Annotated in this window: 13 protein-coding genes; 2 read left to right on the plus strand and 11 right to left on the minus strand. The window is 62.1% G+C overall.

The window, feature by feature from the left end; all coding sequences use genetic code 11:
- Nucleotides 1–1,525 (minus strand): MFS transporter (locus V7080_RS03450; RefSeq protein WP_334187002.1); only part of this gene is annotated, 1,525 nt, incomplete at its 3' end.
- A gap of 112 nt (nucleotides 1,526–1,637) precedes the next feature.
- Here V7080_RS03450 and V7080_RS03455 point away from each other — a divergent pair.
- Nucleotides 1,638–2,369, plus strand: a complete 732-nt coding sequence (locus V7080_RS03455; RefSeq protein ID WP_334187003.1) for a helix-turn-helix domain-containing protein — start codon at nucleotides 1,638–1,640, stop codon at nucleotides 2,367–2,369.
- Between the two features lie 19 nt (nucleotides 2,370–2,388).
- Here V7080_RS03455 and V7080_RS03460 read toward each other — a convergent pair whose 3' ends face one another.
- The 9 genes from V7080_RS03460 to V7080_RS03500 form a co-directional block, all read right to left on the minus strand.
- Entirely contained in the window at nucleotides 2,389–3,171 is a 783-nt protein-coding gene (locus V7080_RS03460; RefSeq protein ID WP_334187004.1) for a ceramidase domain-containing protein, read from the minus strand.
- A 134-nt stretch (nucleotides 3,172–3,305) separates the two neighbouring features.
- Nucleotides 3,306–3,737 (minus strand): nuclear transport factor 2 family protein, encoded by a 432-nt coding sequence (locus tag V7080_RS03465; protein WP_334187005.1) that lies wholly within the window; start codon nucleotides 3,735–3,737, stop codon nucleotides 3,306–3,308.
- Nucleotides 3,734–4,501 (minus strand): SDR family NAD(P)-dependent oxidoreductase, encoded by a 768-nt coding sequence (locus V7080_RS03470; RefSeq protein ID WP_334187006.1) that lies wholly within the window; start codon nucleotides 4,499–4,501, stop codon nucleotides 3,734–3,736. Before V7080_RS03470 ends, V7080_RS03465 begins: the two co-directional genes overlap by 4 nt.
- Nucleotides 4,498–5,049: a DUF3833 domain-containing protein gene (locus V7080_RS03475; protein WP_334187007.1), complete on the minus strand. Its 552-nt coding sequence runs from the start codon at nucleotides 5,047–5,049 to the stop codon at nucleotides 4,498–4,500. The genes V7080_RS03470 and V7080_RS03475 overlap by 4 nt, the downstream gene beginning before the upstream one ends.
- Before the next feature lie 12 nt (nucleotides 5,050–5,061).
- Nucleotides 5,062–6,321, minus strand: a complete 1,260-nt coding sequence (locus tag V7080_RS03480) for an MFS transporter (protein ID WP_334187008.1) — start codon at nucleotides 6,319–6,321, stop codon at nucleotides 5,062–5,064.
- On the minus strand, nucleotides 6,318–6,875 hold the full coding sequence (locus V7080_RS03485) for a chalcone isomerase family protein (RefSeq protein ID WP_334187009.1): 558 nt from the start codon (nucleotides 6,873–6,875) through the stop codon (nucleotides 6,318–6,320). The genes V7080_RS03480 and V7080_RS03485 overlap by 4 nt, the downstream gene beginning before the upstream one ends.
- A 349-nt stretch (nucleotides 6,876–7,224) precedes the next feature.
- Complete coding sequence (locus tag V7080_RS03490; protein ID WP_334187010.1) at nucleotides 7,225–8,481, minus strand: cyclopropane-fatty-acyl-phospholipid synthase family protein; 1,257 nt, start codon at nucleotides 8,479–8,481, stop codon at nucleotides 7,225–7,227.
- On the minus strand, nucleotides 8,478–9,260 hold the full coding sequence (locus V7080_RS03495; RefSeq protein WP_334187011.1) for a DUF1365 domain-containing protein: 783 nt from the start codon (nucleotides 9,258–9,260) through the stop codon (nucleotides 8,478–8,480). Before V7080_RS03495 ends, V7080_RS03490 begins: the two co-directional genes overlap by 4 nt.
- A gap of 8 nt (nucleotides 9,261–9,268) precedes the next feature.
- Nucleotides 9,269–10,579, minus strand: a complete 1,311-nt coding sequence (locus V7080_RS03500) for an NAD(P)/FAD-dependent oxidoreductase (RefSeq protein WP_334187012.1) — start codon at nucleotides 10,577–10,579, stop codon at nucleotides 9,269–9,271.
- Nucleotides 10,580–11,114: 535 nt separating this feature from the next.
- Between V7080_RS03500 and V7080_RS03505 the strand changes: the two genes are divergently transcribed.
- A complete protein-coding gene (locus V7080_RS03505; RefSeq protein ID WP_334187013.1) occupies nucleotides 11,115–12,053 on the plus strand; it encodes a MerR family transcriptional regulator in 939 nt (312 codons plus the stop codon).
- 8 nt (nucleotides 12,054–12,061) lie between these two features.
- Here V7080_RS03505 and V7080_RS03510 read toward each other — a convergent pair whose 3' ends face one another.
- Complete coding sequence (locus V7080_RS03510; protein ID WP_334187014.1) at nucleotides 12,062–13,255, minus strand: MFS transporter; 1,194 nt, start codon at nucleotides 13,253–13,255, stop codon at nucleotides 12,062–12,064.
- Nucleotides 13,256–13,383: the final 128 nt, after the last annotated feature.

Here is a 13,383-nt window from a genome sequence, read left to right on the forward strand (position 1 = left end):
AGATGCGGTGGTCCATGACGAAGTAGATCGGCCGCGGGCTGGCCGCCATCAGCAGTACCGCATCGACGAAACTGACGTGGTTGCAGACGAGGATGGCCGGGCCCTCGAGCGGAATGTTCTGGTCACCCCTTACCTTGAAGCGGTACACGATGTGCGACATCACCCAGGCGACGAAGCGCAGCAGGTACTCCGGCACCAACAGGAAGATGTAGGAGGCCACCAGCGCATTGGCCAGTCCCACGATCAGGAAGATTTCCGGAATGCTCATGCCCATCTGCAGCAGCGCGCCGGCGATGATGGAGCTGGCGATCATGAACAGGGCGTTGAGGATGTTGTTGGCCGCGATGATGCGCGCGCGATGGGTCGGCTTTGAGCGAAGCTGGATCAGCGCATACATCGGCACGCTGTAGAGGCCGGCGAACAGGCTCAGCAGCATCAGGTCCGCCATCAGGCGCCAGTGATAGGGCTGGGCAAGGAATTCACCCAGCGTCAGCAGGTCGGCGGGCGGCAGGCCGCGCGAGGCGAAATACAGGTCGATCGCGAACACGCTCATGCCGATCGCGCCCATCGGCACCAGGCCGATTTCTACATGGCGGCGGCTCAGCACTTCGCACAGCAGCGAGCCGGTGCCGATGCCGATCGAGAACACGACCAGCAGCAGGGAAGCCACCTGTTCGTCGCCGTGCAGCACATCGCGGGCGAAGCTCGGGAACTGGCTCAGGAAGACGGCGCCGAAGAACCACATCCAGCTGATTCCGAGCAGCGAACGGAACACGACGAGATCGCCATGCGCCATTTTCAGGTTGCGCCATGTCTCGCTGACCGGGTTCCAGTTGATCTTCAGGCCGGGATCGGTGGCCGGCGCGGCGGGAATGTATTGCGCCACCGCGCGGCCGAGGATGGCCAGCGCAACGCAGGCGATCGCCACCTGCATATGGCCGATTTCCGGTATCGCCACCAGCAGGCCGCCGGCGATGTTGCCGAGCAGGATGGCGACGAAGGTGCCCATCTCGACCATGCCGTTGCCGCCGGTCAGTTCGCGTTCGCTCAGCGCCTGCGGGAGATAGGCGAATTTCACCGGGCCGAACAGGGTGGAATGCAGGCCCATGAGGAAGGTGCATGCCAGCAGGACGGCGACCTGGTCGTTCAGGAAGCCGTAGGCGGCGATCGCCATGATGCCGATTTCGAGGTTTTTCACGAATCGGATGATGCGGGTCTTGTCGTACTTGTCGGTGATCTGGCCGCTCGTCGCCGAAAACAGCAGGAAGGGCAGGATGAACAGCGCGCCGATCACCAGGCCGGCCATCGCCGGCGGCAGCCACTCGACCTGGAGCTGGTAGGTCACCATCACGGTAAAGGCAAACTTGAACAGATTGTCGTTGGCGGCGCCGGAGAACTGGGTCCAGAAGAAGGGGGCGAACCGCCGCTGTGCCAGCAGGGAAAACTGGTTGGGATGGGCGTCTATTTCCGGTCCGGCGTGTGGTTGTACGGACGCCGGTTGATCACCCGCGATGGTCTGTTTCATCATCTACTCTCCACGAAGAAGTGCACAAATATACACGGACGGAAAGTGGGACCGAAAAAAATCGGTACCATCGTCGTATCCTTCCAATAATGACAATGACAAACGACTATCCATGACTACCACCGCCCATCTCGTCGCCGCCCTCAAGGATGAACTGAAAGCTGCGCGCATGACCTACGCCGACCTGGCACGCAAGCTCGGCATGTCCGAATCCAGCGTCAAGCGCATGCTGGCCAAGGCCGATATGCCGCTGTCGCGGGTCGATGCGATCTGCAGCGCGCTGAAGATCGACTTTGCCGAACTGGCGCGCCGCATCGCCGACGCCCAGCCCTTGCTGGCCGAATTGACGCTGGCCCAGGAAAAAGCCGTGGTGGCGGACAAGAAGCTGCTGCTGGTGGCCATCTGCGTGCTCAGCCAATGGACCATGGAACAGATCACCGCCCAATACCGGCTGACCGACGCGGAGGCCGTCAAGTACCTGCTGCAACTCGACCGGATCGGCATCATCGAACTGCGGCCGCTGAACCGGTACCGGCTCAAGCTCGCGAAAACCTTCCGCTGGCGTCCGCACGGCCCGGTGATGGACTTCTTCCGTGAACATGCCCTGCTGGATTATTTCGCAGGGGGGTTTGACAAGGAAGGCGAATCGCTGATGCTGGTGCATGGGTCGATCGGCAAGAGCCTTGCTCCAGCCTTCGTTGAACGCCTGCAGCGCGTCGCCCAGGATTTTGCGCAGCAGCATCAGACCGACCAGAAACTGCCCAGCCAGCATCGGGAAGGCTATACCTTGCTGCTGGCGATGCGGTCGTGGGAATTCGAGGCTTTCGTGCGATTCCGACGCTGACGCGCGTAGCGGCGTCATGTCAATCCGCAATCAGGAGCGGTGCCGGCCTGCGCCTGCGGCGCACCCTGGGGCGCATTGCGTTCAGCAGGACCACACCCGCCATGCCTGCAGCGAGATGCTTCAGCGTATGGCCGGAGACGAGATGCTGCGTCATGTCCCAGAAGAAGTGATCGCCGATCTCGAAGAACTTTGCCAATACATACCAGCCGACCAGCCCCCACCATGGAAACGGGTCGTCGGCGTCATGGGTCAGCAGCAGCCCGACGACCAGTCCCACCACGCCGCCGAACTGCAGCACCAGGTACAGGGCAAGGCTGCCGTTCACGATCGATAGCGCCAGGCCCGCGATGCCGGCGAGCAGGCCGACGGCCATGCCGACCATGCCCATGCGAATGGAAATGCGTTGCCCAAGGAAGGTGCCGATGACGCCGGCGAATGCAATCACCATCGGCAGGCGGTCAAAGAGGATGGTGTGCGAGTCGGGCGACCAGTGGTAGTAGGAGGATCCGATTCCCGTCAGCACAAGGCCGGTGAAGAATACGGCCAGCGGCATCGTTACCTTGCGCGTTGCCGCCGCGGCATTCCGCATTTGCATGCGCAGCAGGCCGAGCAGTCCAACTGCCACGAAGACGATGTTCGACAGGACATCTGCGGCATGCGGAATGCCCAGCCATTCGCGGTGGTCAGCGAAGCGATGGTACTCCTCGGGTTGCCCGATATGCGGCAACAGCAGGCCGATGAAGATGAGCGCGCCGATGAAGAGCAGCGCGTATTTTTCGGTTGGTGACAGATCCTGCGGCATATTCTTCTTCCCTTGGTTGGTTCGGAGGGAAGTATAGAAATATGCGACAGGAATTCCATGGTGCCGCTTGAAAGTAGCGTTATATGCTACCTTGCGCTGCAGATTGCAATGCGATTTGCATGCTCGTTGCCTCTTCAGCTTCGCGCTGTCCGTTTCAGCACGCGCATCAGTCCGCCGAGCACCGGCAGTTTTTCATACAGTTCCTCCGCGGCATCCCAGTAATCGCGATGGGAGGCAATGCGGCCGTCCTCGGCGAAGCGCAGATGGGATGCGCCGCGGATGCATTGCTCCGTCGACGAATAGCGTTTCATCCGGAATACGAAATCCCAGGTGATGAACGCGTCGTCGCCCTGGCACACGCTTTTGGTGACGACGAAGCGGGGCGCATTCACCTGCGTGAACATATGCCGGAACACCTGGGTGATGGCGGCAAGTCCGCGCACCTCGTTGAACGGGTCCTTGAAGAAGGCGTCATCGGTATAGATGTCACCGATCCGCTCCACGGTATCAAGCGAGATCGATTCGAAGTACTGCACCACCTTTTGCAGATCGCCATCGTGGCTCATAGTCCGGTCACCTTGTGAATCAGCCAGAAATACATTGGATACGGCAGCAGCCGGGCGAAGCGCAGCCAGTTCGTGAAGCGTCTGGGAAAGTGGATGTGGAAGCTGCCCCGCTCAATGCCCTCCACCAGGCGCTGCGCGGCGGCCGGCGCGGTCATCAGCGCCGGCATCGGGAAGTCGTTGTTGGCGGTCAGCGGCGTTTCGACAAAACCCGGATTGATCAGGTAGACGCCGATGCCTCGAGGCCGCAGATCCAGGTAGAGGGATTCCGCCAGGTTGATCAGCGCCGCCTTGGTCGGGCCGTAGATGAGCGCTTTCGGCAGGCCGCTGTAGCCGGCCACCGATGCGACGATCCCGATGCCGCCGCTGCGTTGGCCGATCAGGGCCGGCAGCGAAGCGTCGAGACAGTTAAGCACGCCGCGCATATTGAGGTCGACAAGCTGATTGGCGTGCACGAGCGAAAAGCTGTCCGCCCGCATTTCGTTGTAGCCGCCGGCGACGACCAGCACCAGGTCGATGCCTTCCCACTGGGCCAGGATCAGGTCCCGGGCGGCGATCACGCTGACATGATCGGTGATGTCCAGCGGGGCCACCAGCGCCTCGGGCTGGCTGCCCGCGACGCAGATCAGGGTGTTTCGCTTGCGTGCCGACAGGGCCACCTTCGCGCCGCGCGACAGCAGCAACCGTGCCGTCTCCGCACCGATGCCGGTGGACGCGCCGATCACCCATACCCGCTTGCCGGTCCAGTCCGTGATGGTCGGATTCATGGCCGCCTGCTGAAAGAAAGGAGCACCTCGCCGAGGCGGAAACCGTACTTGCTCATCGTCGCGCGGTTGAGCATGACCGTATCGTTCATCAGGAACATCCAGTCGTCGAAATCAACGTGATACACCCTGCCGTCCACCGGCAGCGCAAGCACATACTGCCAGCGCAACGCATTGCCGGCGACGCTTCCCACCGCTTCGCCGATGACGTCGTCGGCCGTCCCGATGAAACGGTCGGGTGCCACTTTGCGCAATGTCCATACCCGGCGCTGCGTGCTGCCGTCGGAATAGGTGAAGGCCTCGTCCAGCGTGCCGATGTCGCCCTTCCATTCGCATCGCATCACCACGGTGAATCGCTTGACGACCTTCCCGGAGCGGTCCTGGAATACCCCGGCAGCGTCGACTGTTCCGTTGAAGTACTTTTGCAGGTCAAGCGACGGCTTTTCGTTCGCGTAGTCGGACGGCTCGACGGTGGCGCAGGCACCGAGCAGGGCGATACAGGCAGCGAGCAGCGCCGCTTTCAGCATCGACGCAGTTTTGTTGCGAAACATAATGTTCTCCAGTTAAAGATTCTTCAGCGGCGCGCGCCACAGCACCGCAGCCGCCGCGAGCTTGAGACCGCAGGGCAGCAGCGCATACGCAACGCCGAGCGCCGCCATCCCATCGGGCGAGCTGTTTCCCGGCACATAGCCGAGGCGTGCCAGCAATGGCAGCGTGATGCCGGCAGCCAGTGCAAGATTCATCTTGGTCGCCCAGTTCCACGCGCCGAAATACGCGCCTTCCCTCTGTCCGCTGTGGCCTGCATGGCCGATCACGGCCGCGAGCAGGGCGGGCGGCAATGCGAGATCGGCGCCGAGCGCAAATCCCGACATCACGCAGATGACGCCGAAGGCGGTTGCCTCGCCCGCCGACAAGCCGTAGGTCCAGACGAACGCGGCGACCGAAAGCAGCATCGAGAACAGCCATGCGTTCGCCTCGCCGAAGCGCCGCGCCAGAGCCACCCATAGGGGCATCGAGGCCGCCGCCGCGATGAAATACAGCACCAGGAACAATCCTGCCTGTGCCGGCAACTGCAGTCTGTCCTTCGCAAAGAACATGAACAGGGTGGCCGGGATGGCCGCCGCGATGCCGTTGACGGCAAATGCGGCGAACAGCCAGCGGAACTGCCGGTTGCGGAACGGCTCGGCGAGGGAAGCGAATCCTGGCGGCGGAACAGCGACCGTCACCGGCCGCGCGGCGAACAGAAGCAGCACCGCAGCGCCCGCCACCAGCGCCAGGACGAACACGCCAGACAACCATTCCAGTCCCAGCCATACCGGCAGCACCGCCGCCACCACCACGCCGATCAGCCCGCACGCTTCCCGGCTCGCGCTGAGGCGCGACCGTTCCGATGGTTGCTGCGTCAGTGCCGCGCCCCAGCTCTGGTATGCGATGGTGGCGACGCTGAAGCCGAAATAGACCGTCATCAATGCGGCGACGAACCATGCCAGGGGAAAGCTGGCCGCCTGCGCGGGGGGATGGAACAGGGCGATGAAACCGGCGCACAGGGCTGGCAGCGACAACAGTATGAACCGGCCGTAACCGCCCAGCCTTGCCTGACGGGCTGGCGTCTTCGCGCCGTCGATCCACAACCCGATGGCCGGGTCGATCAGCGCATCCAGAACGCGTGCAGCCAGCAGTGCAATGCCGATCGCGGTCAGCGGCAGGCCGAAGCGCTCCGCATAGTATTGCGGCACATAGACGTACACCGGCAGCGCAACAAGCGCAAGCGGAAGGCCGAACAGGCCATAGGCGAACAGGGCGGAGGACGATAGCCGGGTCATTGCGGCGGCGTCGCGTTGCCAAGCAGGGCGGCGCGCAATGCCGGCGCCGTGGTACGGGCATCCATCCAGATGGCGAAGAAGGCTTTGCCGAATTCGGCGTCCTTCACCTCGCCGAGCGCTTTGCCGTCGAGATAAAAGCGTGCTCCTTCGCCGGGCAGGTATACGCCGGTGATATGCGTGCCGTCCCGCACGTCCGGGAACAGCTTTTCCATGCGTGCCAGCCACGCGGCACGCTGGTCGGGCGAGCCGATGCCGAGCTTCTCGATCTCGTCATGGCTCGCGCCGGCAATACGGCTGCCTTTCAGGTCGCGAGCATAGCGCAGGTCGATCGCGAATGCCGATGCGTCGCCACGGTAGCCCTGCGAACCGGTCCAAAGCCGGGCGTCGTACAACTTCAGTCCGAACCAGCGGAATGCGCCCTGGCCGGCGAGGCGCGCCTGCGGAATTTCGGCGGCGATGTGGGATGGCGGCTGGTTGTCGGCGTGGGCGGTGGTGAGAAGTACGGCCCAAAGGACAAGTGCGGCGAGCCACGGAGAAATGGCGATGTAGGGCATGTAAAGCTCTTTGATGGTTATTAATGTAGAAGAGATCGTGCAGTACAAATGACTATTTGCACGCGATTCATATCGATATTTTTTCCAGCATCACCGTAAGGTTCCCTCCCCCTTACAGGGCGAGGGCGAGGGGTGCAGCAGGGGTTTCGTGCAGCACGCTGCACGCCTGCGGAACGATCAACGCCTGCAAGCGTTGATGCGTCCTGCAAGGAGGGGTAGTGAGGTCGAGCGACCGAATGCAGCAGCACAACCCCACCACCCCTGTGTGAGCCGTCCCATCCTCACCAAGACGAACGAGCCCTACAAATAACGTCAATCCACAGTCAAACTGCCCCCAGCCACAAAACCCTCACCCCTTCTCCAGCGTGAACTGCATCACATCGATACTCCCCGCACGGAACCCCGCCTCGCAATACGCCAGATAAAACTCCCACGTCCGCAGGAAGCGATCGTCAAATCCCTGCGCCTTCACCCGCGGCAACTGCGCATTGAACGCATCGCGCCATTTCGCCAGCGTCAGTGCATAGTCCAGGCCGAAAGCCAGGTCATTGACCACCTTCAGCCCGTGCCGCTCCGCATGCTTGCGAAACACCGACGGCGACGGCAGCATCCCGCCCGGGAAAATGTACTGCTGGATGAAATCCGTACCCTTGCGGTAGCGGTCGAACAGTTCGTCCGCGATCACGATGGTCTGGATGCATGCGCGGCCGCCTTTCTTCAGGTTGCGCGCCACGCACGCGAAGTAGCTTGGCCAGTAGACTTCCCCGACCGCCTCGAACATCTCGATCGACGCGATGCCGTCGAACTGCCCATTGGTATCGCGATAGTCCTGCAGCAGCAGTTCCACCTGGGTGACCACCCCGGCTTGCGCCAGGCGCTGGTTGGCGAATTGCAGCTGTTCGGTCGACAGGGTGAGGCCGGTAATGCCGACCTGCGCCTCGCGCGCGGCGAGCTCGGCGAATCCGCCCCAGCCGCAACCGATCTCCAGCACCCGCTGTCCCGGCTTCACCTGGATTTCCGCAAGGATGCGCCGGTACTTTGCATCCTGCGCATCCTGCAGATCCACCACGCCATCGGAAAACAATGCGCTGGAATAGGTCATCGAGGGGTCCAGCCAGAGCTGGTAAAACGCGTTGCCGATGTCATAGTGGGCGTGGATGTTCTTGCGGCTGCCCGACTTGCTGTTGCGGTTGAACACATGCCGGATGCGGTACAACAGGCTGCCCCACCAGGTACCGTAGATCACCGATTCCAGTGCCTGCCGGTTGCGGGTGAGGAGTTCCAGCAACCCGGGAAGATCGTCTGTGCGCCAGTGGCCGTCGATGAAGGTTTCGGCAAAGCCGATGTCGCCGGACTTCAGCACGGCGTTGCAGACCTCCCAATTCGCCAGATGCAGCGTGATCGGGTTCGGCCCTTCGCCGAACAGTTCCGTCTGGCCGCCCGGGAATTCCACCCGCAGTGCGCCATGCCGCAGCTTGTGCAGCAACTGGACCACGATCGCTGCCTGCGCGGGCATCTTCAGTTGGCCGCTCGTGCGCTCGCCGGCCGGCCCGCTGAAGTTGATGGTTGGCGGGATCGATTGGGAATTCATCAGTTCTGTACTCATCGGCTCAACTCGCTGGATGGAGGCATGGGTTTGGTAAAGAAGGGCACGCGCTTGATCCATAGCCGCAATGCCTGCCAGTGGATTCGCGCGACGACGTTGAAGGTCATCAGGGGAAAGGAAAAAAAGGCCTTGAGCGCAACGGCATCGCTCAGCACGTGCGCGGTACCGCAGATGCTGGTCTGCAGCAGCGTACCGGCGGCATCGTGATGTTCGATGCGGGCGGTGATGCGTTCCTGTTCGCGCCCGCCGTGCGTCCGCAACGCATGCATGAAGCGGAAGCGATAGCCGCCTTCGACGGCGCAGAAGGGCGATACATGAAAAACCTTGCGGGCCGCAAGTTCCACGCCGAAGGGCATTGCCATGCCCGTATCGAGCAGGTAATAGTGCCGTTCGCCGAAGGTGTTGTTCACTTCGCACAATACAGCGCGCAGACGGCCGTCCTTCGCATGGCAGAACCAGAACGACACCGGGTTGAACACATAACCCAGCACCCGGGGAAAGGTTTGCAGCCAGATTTCGCCGTCGGCATCGTCGATACCTTCACGCCGCAGCAGGCCATCGATCCAGTCGACGAGCGTCAGCGTGCCGTCGCCATGATCGCGGTCGTGGAAGGAGAGTAGATTGAAGCGGTTGCGGGAAAACAGCTTGCCGCCGAAGGGCGCCGCGCCGATTGCGCGCATTGGCAGCCGGATAAAGTAGACGCCATAGGCAAACGCATTGCGCGCCGGCCGCAGCCGGGTATGACGCACCTCGCCGAAGCAAATTTGGACGGACGACATGGCGCTCCTCACGCTGCGGCGAGTTCCGGCGAAGTCATCGACGCCTGGCGCGCGATTGCCGCAGCCACCGCAAGCCCCGATTTCAAGCCATCCTCGTGGAAGCCGTAGCCGGTCCATGCGCCGGCGAACCAGACGTTGCTCTTGCCCTGGATATGGGACAGGCGGCGCTGCGCATCGACGGCGGCGTTATCGAAGACAGGATGCGCATAGTCGAAGCTGTCTATCACGGTGGACGGATGCGGCTCCTCGATCGGGTTCAGTGACACGATCACCGGCGTCCTGAACGGCAGCGGCTGTAGCTGGTTAATCAGGTAATGCACGCAGACCCGCGGCTCCGCGCCGTTTTCGCTCTGGTAATTCCATGCCGACCAGGCCTTTTTGTTTTGCGGCAGGCAGCTTGCATCAGTGTGCAGCACCGCGCGGTTCGGCTGGTACTGGACGGCGCCGAGCAGCGCCTTTTCCGTCGGATTGGCGTCGGCGAGCATCCGCAATGCCTGGTCGCTATGGGAGGCCAGCACCACGTGATTGAACATCTGCGTGCCAGTGCGGGTGCGGACCCGGACTTCGCTGGATGGATCGGCGCCGGTCCGCGTGACCGACTCGACCGGCGTATTCAGGCGCTTGTCGGCGATCCCGGCCAGCAGCTTGTCGACGTAATGGCGGGCGCCGCCACGCACGGTTTGCCAGCGCGGGCGGTCGTTCACCTGGAGCAGGCCGTGATTGTGGCAAAAGCGCACGAAGGTCGATAGCGGAAACGCCAGCATCTGCTGCGTCGGGCACGACCAGATGCAGCCTGCCATCGGCAGCAGATACCAGGAGATGAATTCGCTGCTGTAGCGGTGCTGCTGGAGGAAATCGCCGAGCGGCACGCCGTCGATATCGAGCCTGCCTGATTGCGCCAGCGCCGTGGTCTGCCTGTTGAAGCGCAGGATGTCGCGCAGCATGCGCAGGAACGAGGGGCGCAGCAGATTGCCGCGTTGCGCAAAGACCGTATCGAGATTGCTGCCTGCCCATTCCAGGCACCGCTCGCCGAAGCGTGACGCAATCGGCATCTTGACCGAGAAAGACATGTCGGTGGCCACAGTCTTGACATCCAGTTCGGCAAAGAGACTGACGAGATTGGGATAGGTCTTTTCGTTGAAAACAAGGAAGCCGGTGTCCACGCCGTATGTGACGCCTTCCAGGCAAACATCCACCGTGTGCGTATGTCCGCCGAAGTAGTCGTTGGCTTCGAAAAGCGTCACGTCGTACCCGTCCTGCGACAAGCGGTATGCACAGGACAGACCGGAAATGCCCGATCCAATGACGGCGATTCTCATTTGCGTGCTCCCATTGCGTTCAGCTTGTGGTTATAAAAAGACTGCGGGACCTGCCTGGACAAGTTGAGGAGAACCGGCCCAGGCGCGCCGGCGGCATTTGCCGCGAGGCCCGCAGTGAAACTCCCTGCCTGGAGTCGGGCGCAATACCGCCGCCTCCAGCCAGATATACGTGGTCGATGCCCGACCGGATTCAGTTGGGCAACAAATTGATGCCGCGGTCCGGACGGCGAACGGCGGAAGAGGCAGGGCAAGACGACCGGTGAGAGCGAAGCGGATGGGAATGCATGGACGACTCCTCGATAAAACGCTGCACCTGTTGGTCTGACTGCGTCGGCGCCAGCTTGGACAAAAATTGCCTAAAACGTAAGTTTGTCATGGACAAAATTGACGTATGCCGTATATTTGCTCATGGGCTACGGTTTGTCAATAGGTTGTCCACGACAACGAACCACTCTACAATAGGCCGGCGCCTTGAAACGCCGTTTTAATTCTTGTGGCGTAACGGGTAGTCGCGTCTCACATAAGGAATATGTTCATGGACACCCCCCCATCATCGGCCCCCCTCAATTTCAGCATCGGGTCGGTGCAGCGTGAAACAGGACTGTCGAAGGACACCCTGCGGGTATGGGAACGTCGCTATGCCTTTCCCCAGCCCGATCGCGACGCATTCGGCGAGCGTACTTATCCCCTGGCTCAGGTCGAAAAACTGCGACTGCTCAAGACCCTGCTCGATCAGGGCCACCGGCCCAGCAAGATCGTTCATCTCGGCATGGACGAACTACGTGCATTGGGAGGGCAGTCCGGCGGATCGGCGGCGGATACCGACGATGCCAGTGAGGAGCGCAAGGACCTGCTGCACTACATCGGGTTGTGCAAGTCCTACCAGTTCGATCAATTGCGGCGAGACCTTTCACAGGCCCTGATGCGCATGGGCCTGTTCCGCTTCGTGGTGGAGGTGATCGCACCGCTGAACGCGATGGTCGGCGCACGCTGGGCGAACGGCACTTTCGCGATTTTCGAAGAGCACCTGTACACCGAGTCGGTGCATATCGTAATGCGCAATGCCATTGCCGCCATTCCGCAGCAGCCGGCGACAAGCGGACCGCGCATCATGCTCACCACGTTTCCGCAGGAGTCCCATGGACTCGGCTTGTTGATGGCGGAGGCGATTTTCGCGCTCGAAGGCGCACGCTGCATATCGCTGGGCGTGCAGACGCCAATCATCGACATCGCGCAGGCGGCGCAGGCCAACGAGGCCGACGTGGTCGCGCTGTCATTTTCCTCGGCGATGAATCCGAACCAGGTGCTGGAGGGGTTGGCCGATCTGCGTTCCAAGCTGGCGCCGTCCATCTCGATCTGGGCGGGCGGCGGCAGTTCGGTCCTGTATCGCCGGCCACCCGAGTTTGTGCGCGTGGTCGATCTGCACCAGGTGCGGCAGCTGATCGAGGAATGGCGTAACCGGCACGCCGCCTGACCTTAGTGCTACTTGCGCGCCTCCCGGACTGCCAGCAACAGGAGGGCGGCGCCGGCGAATGCCGCCCCGGCATGGAAGGTCGCGGCCGGGCCGATCCTGTCCCACAGGACTCCGGCCAACACGCTGGCAATCAGCATCGCAATACCTGACGCCAGATTAAAGAGTCCGAATGCGGTGCCGCGCAAGGATGCCGGCGCGGTGTCGGCCACCATGGTTGACATCAGTCCTTGTGTCGCGGCCATATGCACGCCCCATAGCGCAAGCCCTCCGGCAACCCAGGGCAGGGCGTCGCTGTGCGCCAGCAGGAGGTCCGCACCGATCAAGGGCAGGATGCCCAGTATCAGCAACAGGCGGTGCGGCATGCGGTCGGCCAGCAAGCCGAACGGATAAGCACACGCGGCGTACACAACGTTCATCAGCACCAATACCAGCGGCACGAGGAACAGGGCAAGCCCGCCCTGCTGGGCACGCAGTACGAGGAACGCTTCCGAGAACCGCGCCAGCGTCAGGGCCGCGCCGGCCGCCGTCACCCACCAATATGCGGCCGGAAGCTTGCGCAATGCCGCGCGGGAAACGGGAAATTCGGGTCTGCCGGACCTGGCTGGGCGGTCCGGTTCGCTGACAAACGCAATGAGCACTGCGACTGCCAGGAAGCCCGGAATTGCCGCAACCCAGAATACCGCACGGAAATCGTTGGCCCACAACAGCATCAAGCCCATTGCAATCAACGGCCCCGCGAATGCGCCGACAGTATCGAGCGATTGCCGCAGCCCGAACGCCGCGCCGCGGTAGGCCGGATCGGTCACGTCGGCGATAAGTGCATCGCGCGGCGCACCGCGGATGCCCTTGCCGATGCGGTCGATGAAGCGAGCACCCAGGACCCAGCCGGTGGTCGGCGCCATTGCGAAGAGCGGTTTTGACAGCGCACCCATGGCATAGCCGAGCACCGCCAGCCACTTGCGTTTGCCGACATAGTCACTGATCGCACCCGAAAACACCCTGACGATCAATGCCGTCGCCTCCGCGACACCTTCGATAATGCCGATAATTGTGGCACTTGCGCCTAAAACCACTGTCAAAAAAACAGGTAAAAGGCTATGGATCATCTCCGACGAAATATCCATCAGCATACTGACGAAGCCCAGTGCCCATACGGTACGGGGAATTTTGCGGAGCGATCCGGGCGTATCTGTTCTTGGCATCAGGGAAATCAAGGCGGTATGGGAGCAGATACTTTAACAAAGCCGCCGCCTTGCCCGTTCGTCAGCATGGGTGTCACAATCGCCCGGTAAACTATGCACGGTCGTGGATGGCATTTTTGCATTCTCTG

The organism is Noviherbaspirillum sp. (genome assembly GCF_036846085.1).
Lineage (GTDB): Bacteria > Pseudomonadota > Gammaproteobacteria > Burkholderiales > Burkholderiaceae_D > Noviherbaspirillum.

What these genes read in the sequence shown, in the direction of transcription:
- V7080_RS03495 (WP_334187011.1), bottom strand. Translation starts at nt 9,260, where the DNA reads ATGTCGTCCGTCCAAATTTGCTTCGGCGAGGTGCGTCATACCCGGCTG.
- V7080_RS03460 (WP_334187004.1), bottom strand. Translation starts at nt 3,171, where the DNA reads ATGCCGCAGGATCTGTCACCAACCGAAAAATACGCGCTGCTCTTCATC.
- V7080_RS03480 (WP_334187008.1), bottom strand. Translation starts at nt 6,321, where the DNA reads ATGACCCGGCTATCGTCCTCCGCCCTGTTCGCCTATGGCCTGTTCGGC.
- V7080_RS03490 (WP_334187010.1), bottom strand. Translation starts at nt 8,481, where the DNA reads ATGAGTACAGAACTGATGAATTCCCAATCGATCCCGCCAACCATCAAC.
- V7080_RS03470 (WP_334187006.1), bottom strand. Translation starts at nt 4,501, where the DNA reads ATGAATCCGACCATCACGGACTGGACCGGCAAGCGGGTATGGGTGATC.
- V7080_RS03485 (WP_334187009.1), bottom strand. Translation starts at nt 6,875, where the DNA reads ATGCCCTACATCGCCATTTCTCCGTGGCTCGCCGCACTTGTCCTTTGG.
- V7080_RS03475 (WP_334187007.1), bottom strand. Translation starts at nt 5,049, where the DNA reads ATGTTTCGCAACAAAACTGCGTCGATGCTGAAAGCGGCGCTGCTCGCT.
- V7080_RS03465 (WP_334187005.1), bottom strand. Translation starts at nt 3,737, where the DNA reads ATGAGCCACGATGGCGATCTGCAAAAGGTGGTGCAGTACTTCGAATCG.
- V7080_RS03455 (WP_334187003.1), top strand. Translation starts at nt 1,638, where the DNA reads ATGACTACCACCGCCCATCTCGTCGCCGCCCTCAAGGATGAACTGAAA.
- V7080_RS03505 (WP_334187013.1), top strand. Translation starts at nt 11,115, where the DNA reads ATGGACACCCCCCCATCATCGGCCCCCCTCAATTTCAGCATCGGGTCG.
- V7080_RS03500 (WP_334187012.1), bottom strand. Translation starts at nt 10,579, where the DNA reads ATGAGAATCGCCGTCATTGGATCGGGCATTTCCGGTCTGTCCTGTGCA.
- V7080_RS03510 (WP_334187014.1), bottom strand. Translation starts at nt 13,255, where the DNA reads ATGCCAAGAACAGATACGCCCGGATCGCTCCGCAAAATTCCCCGTACC.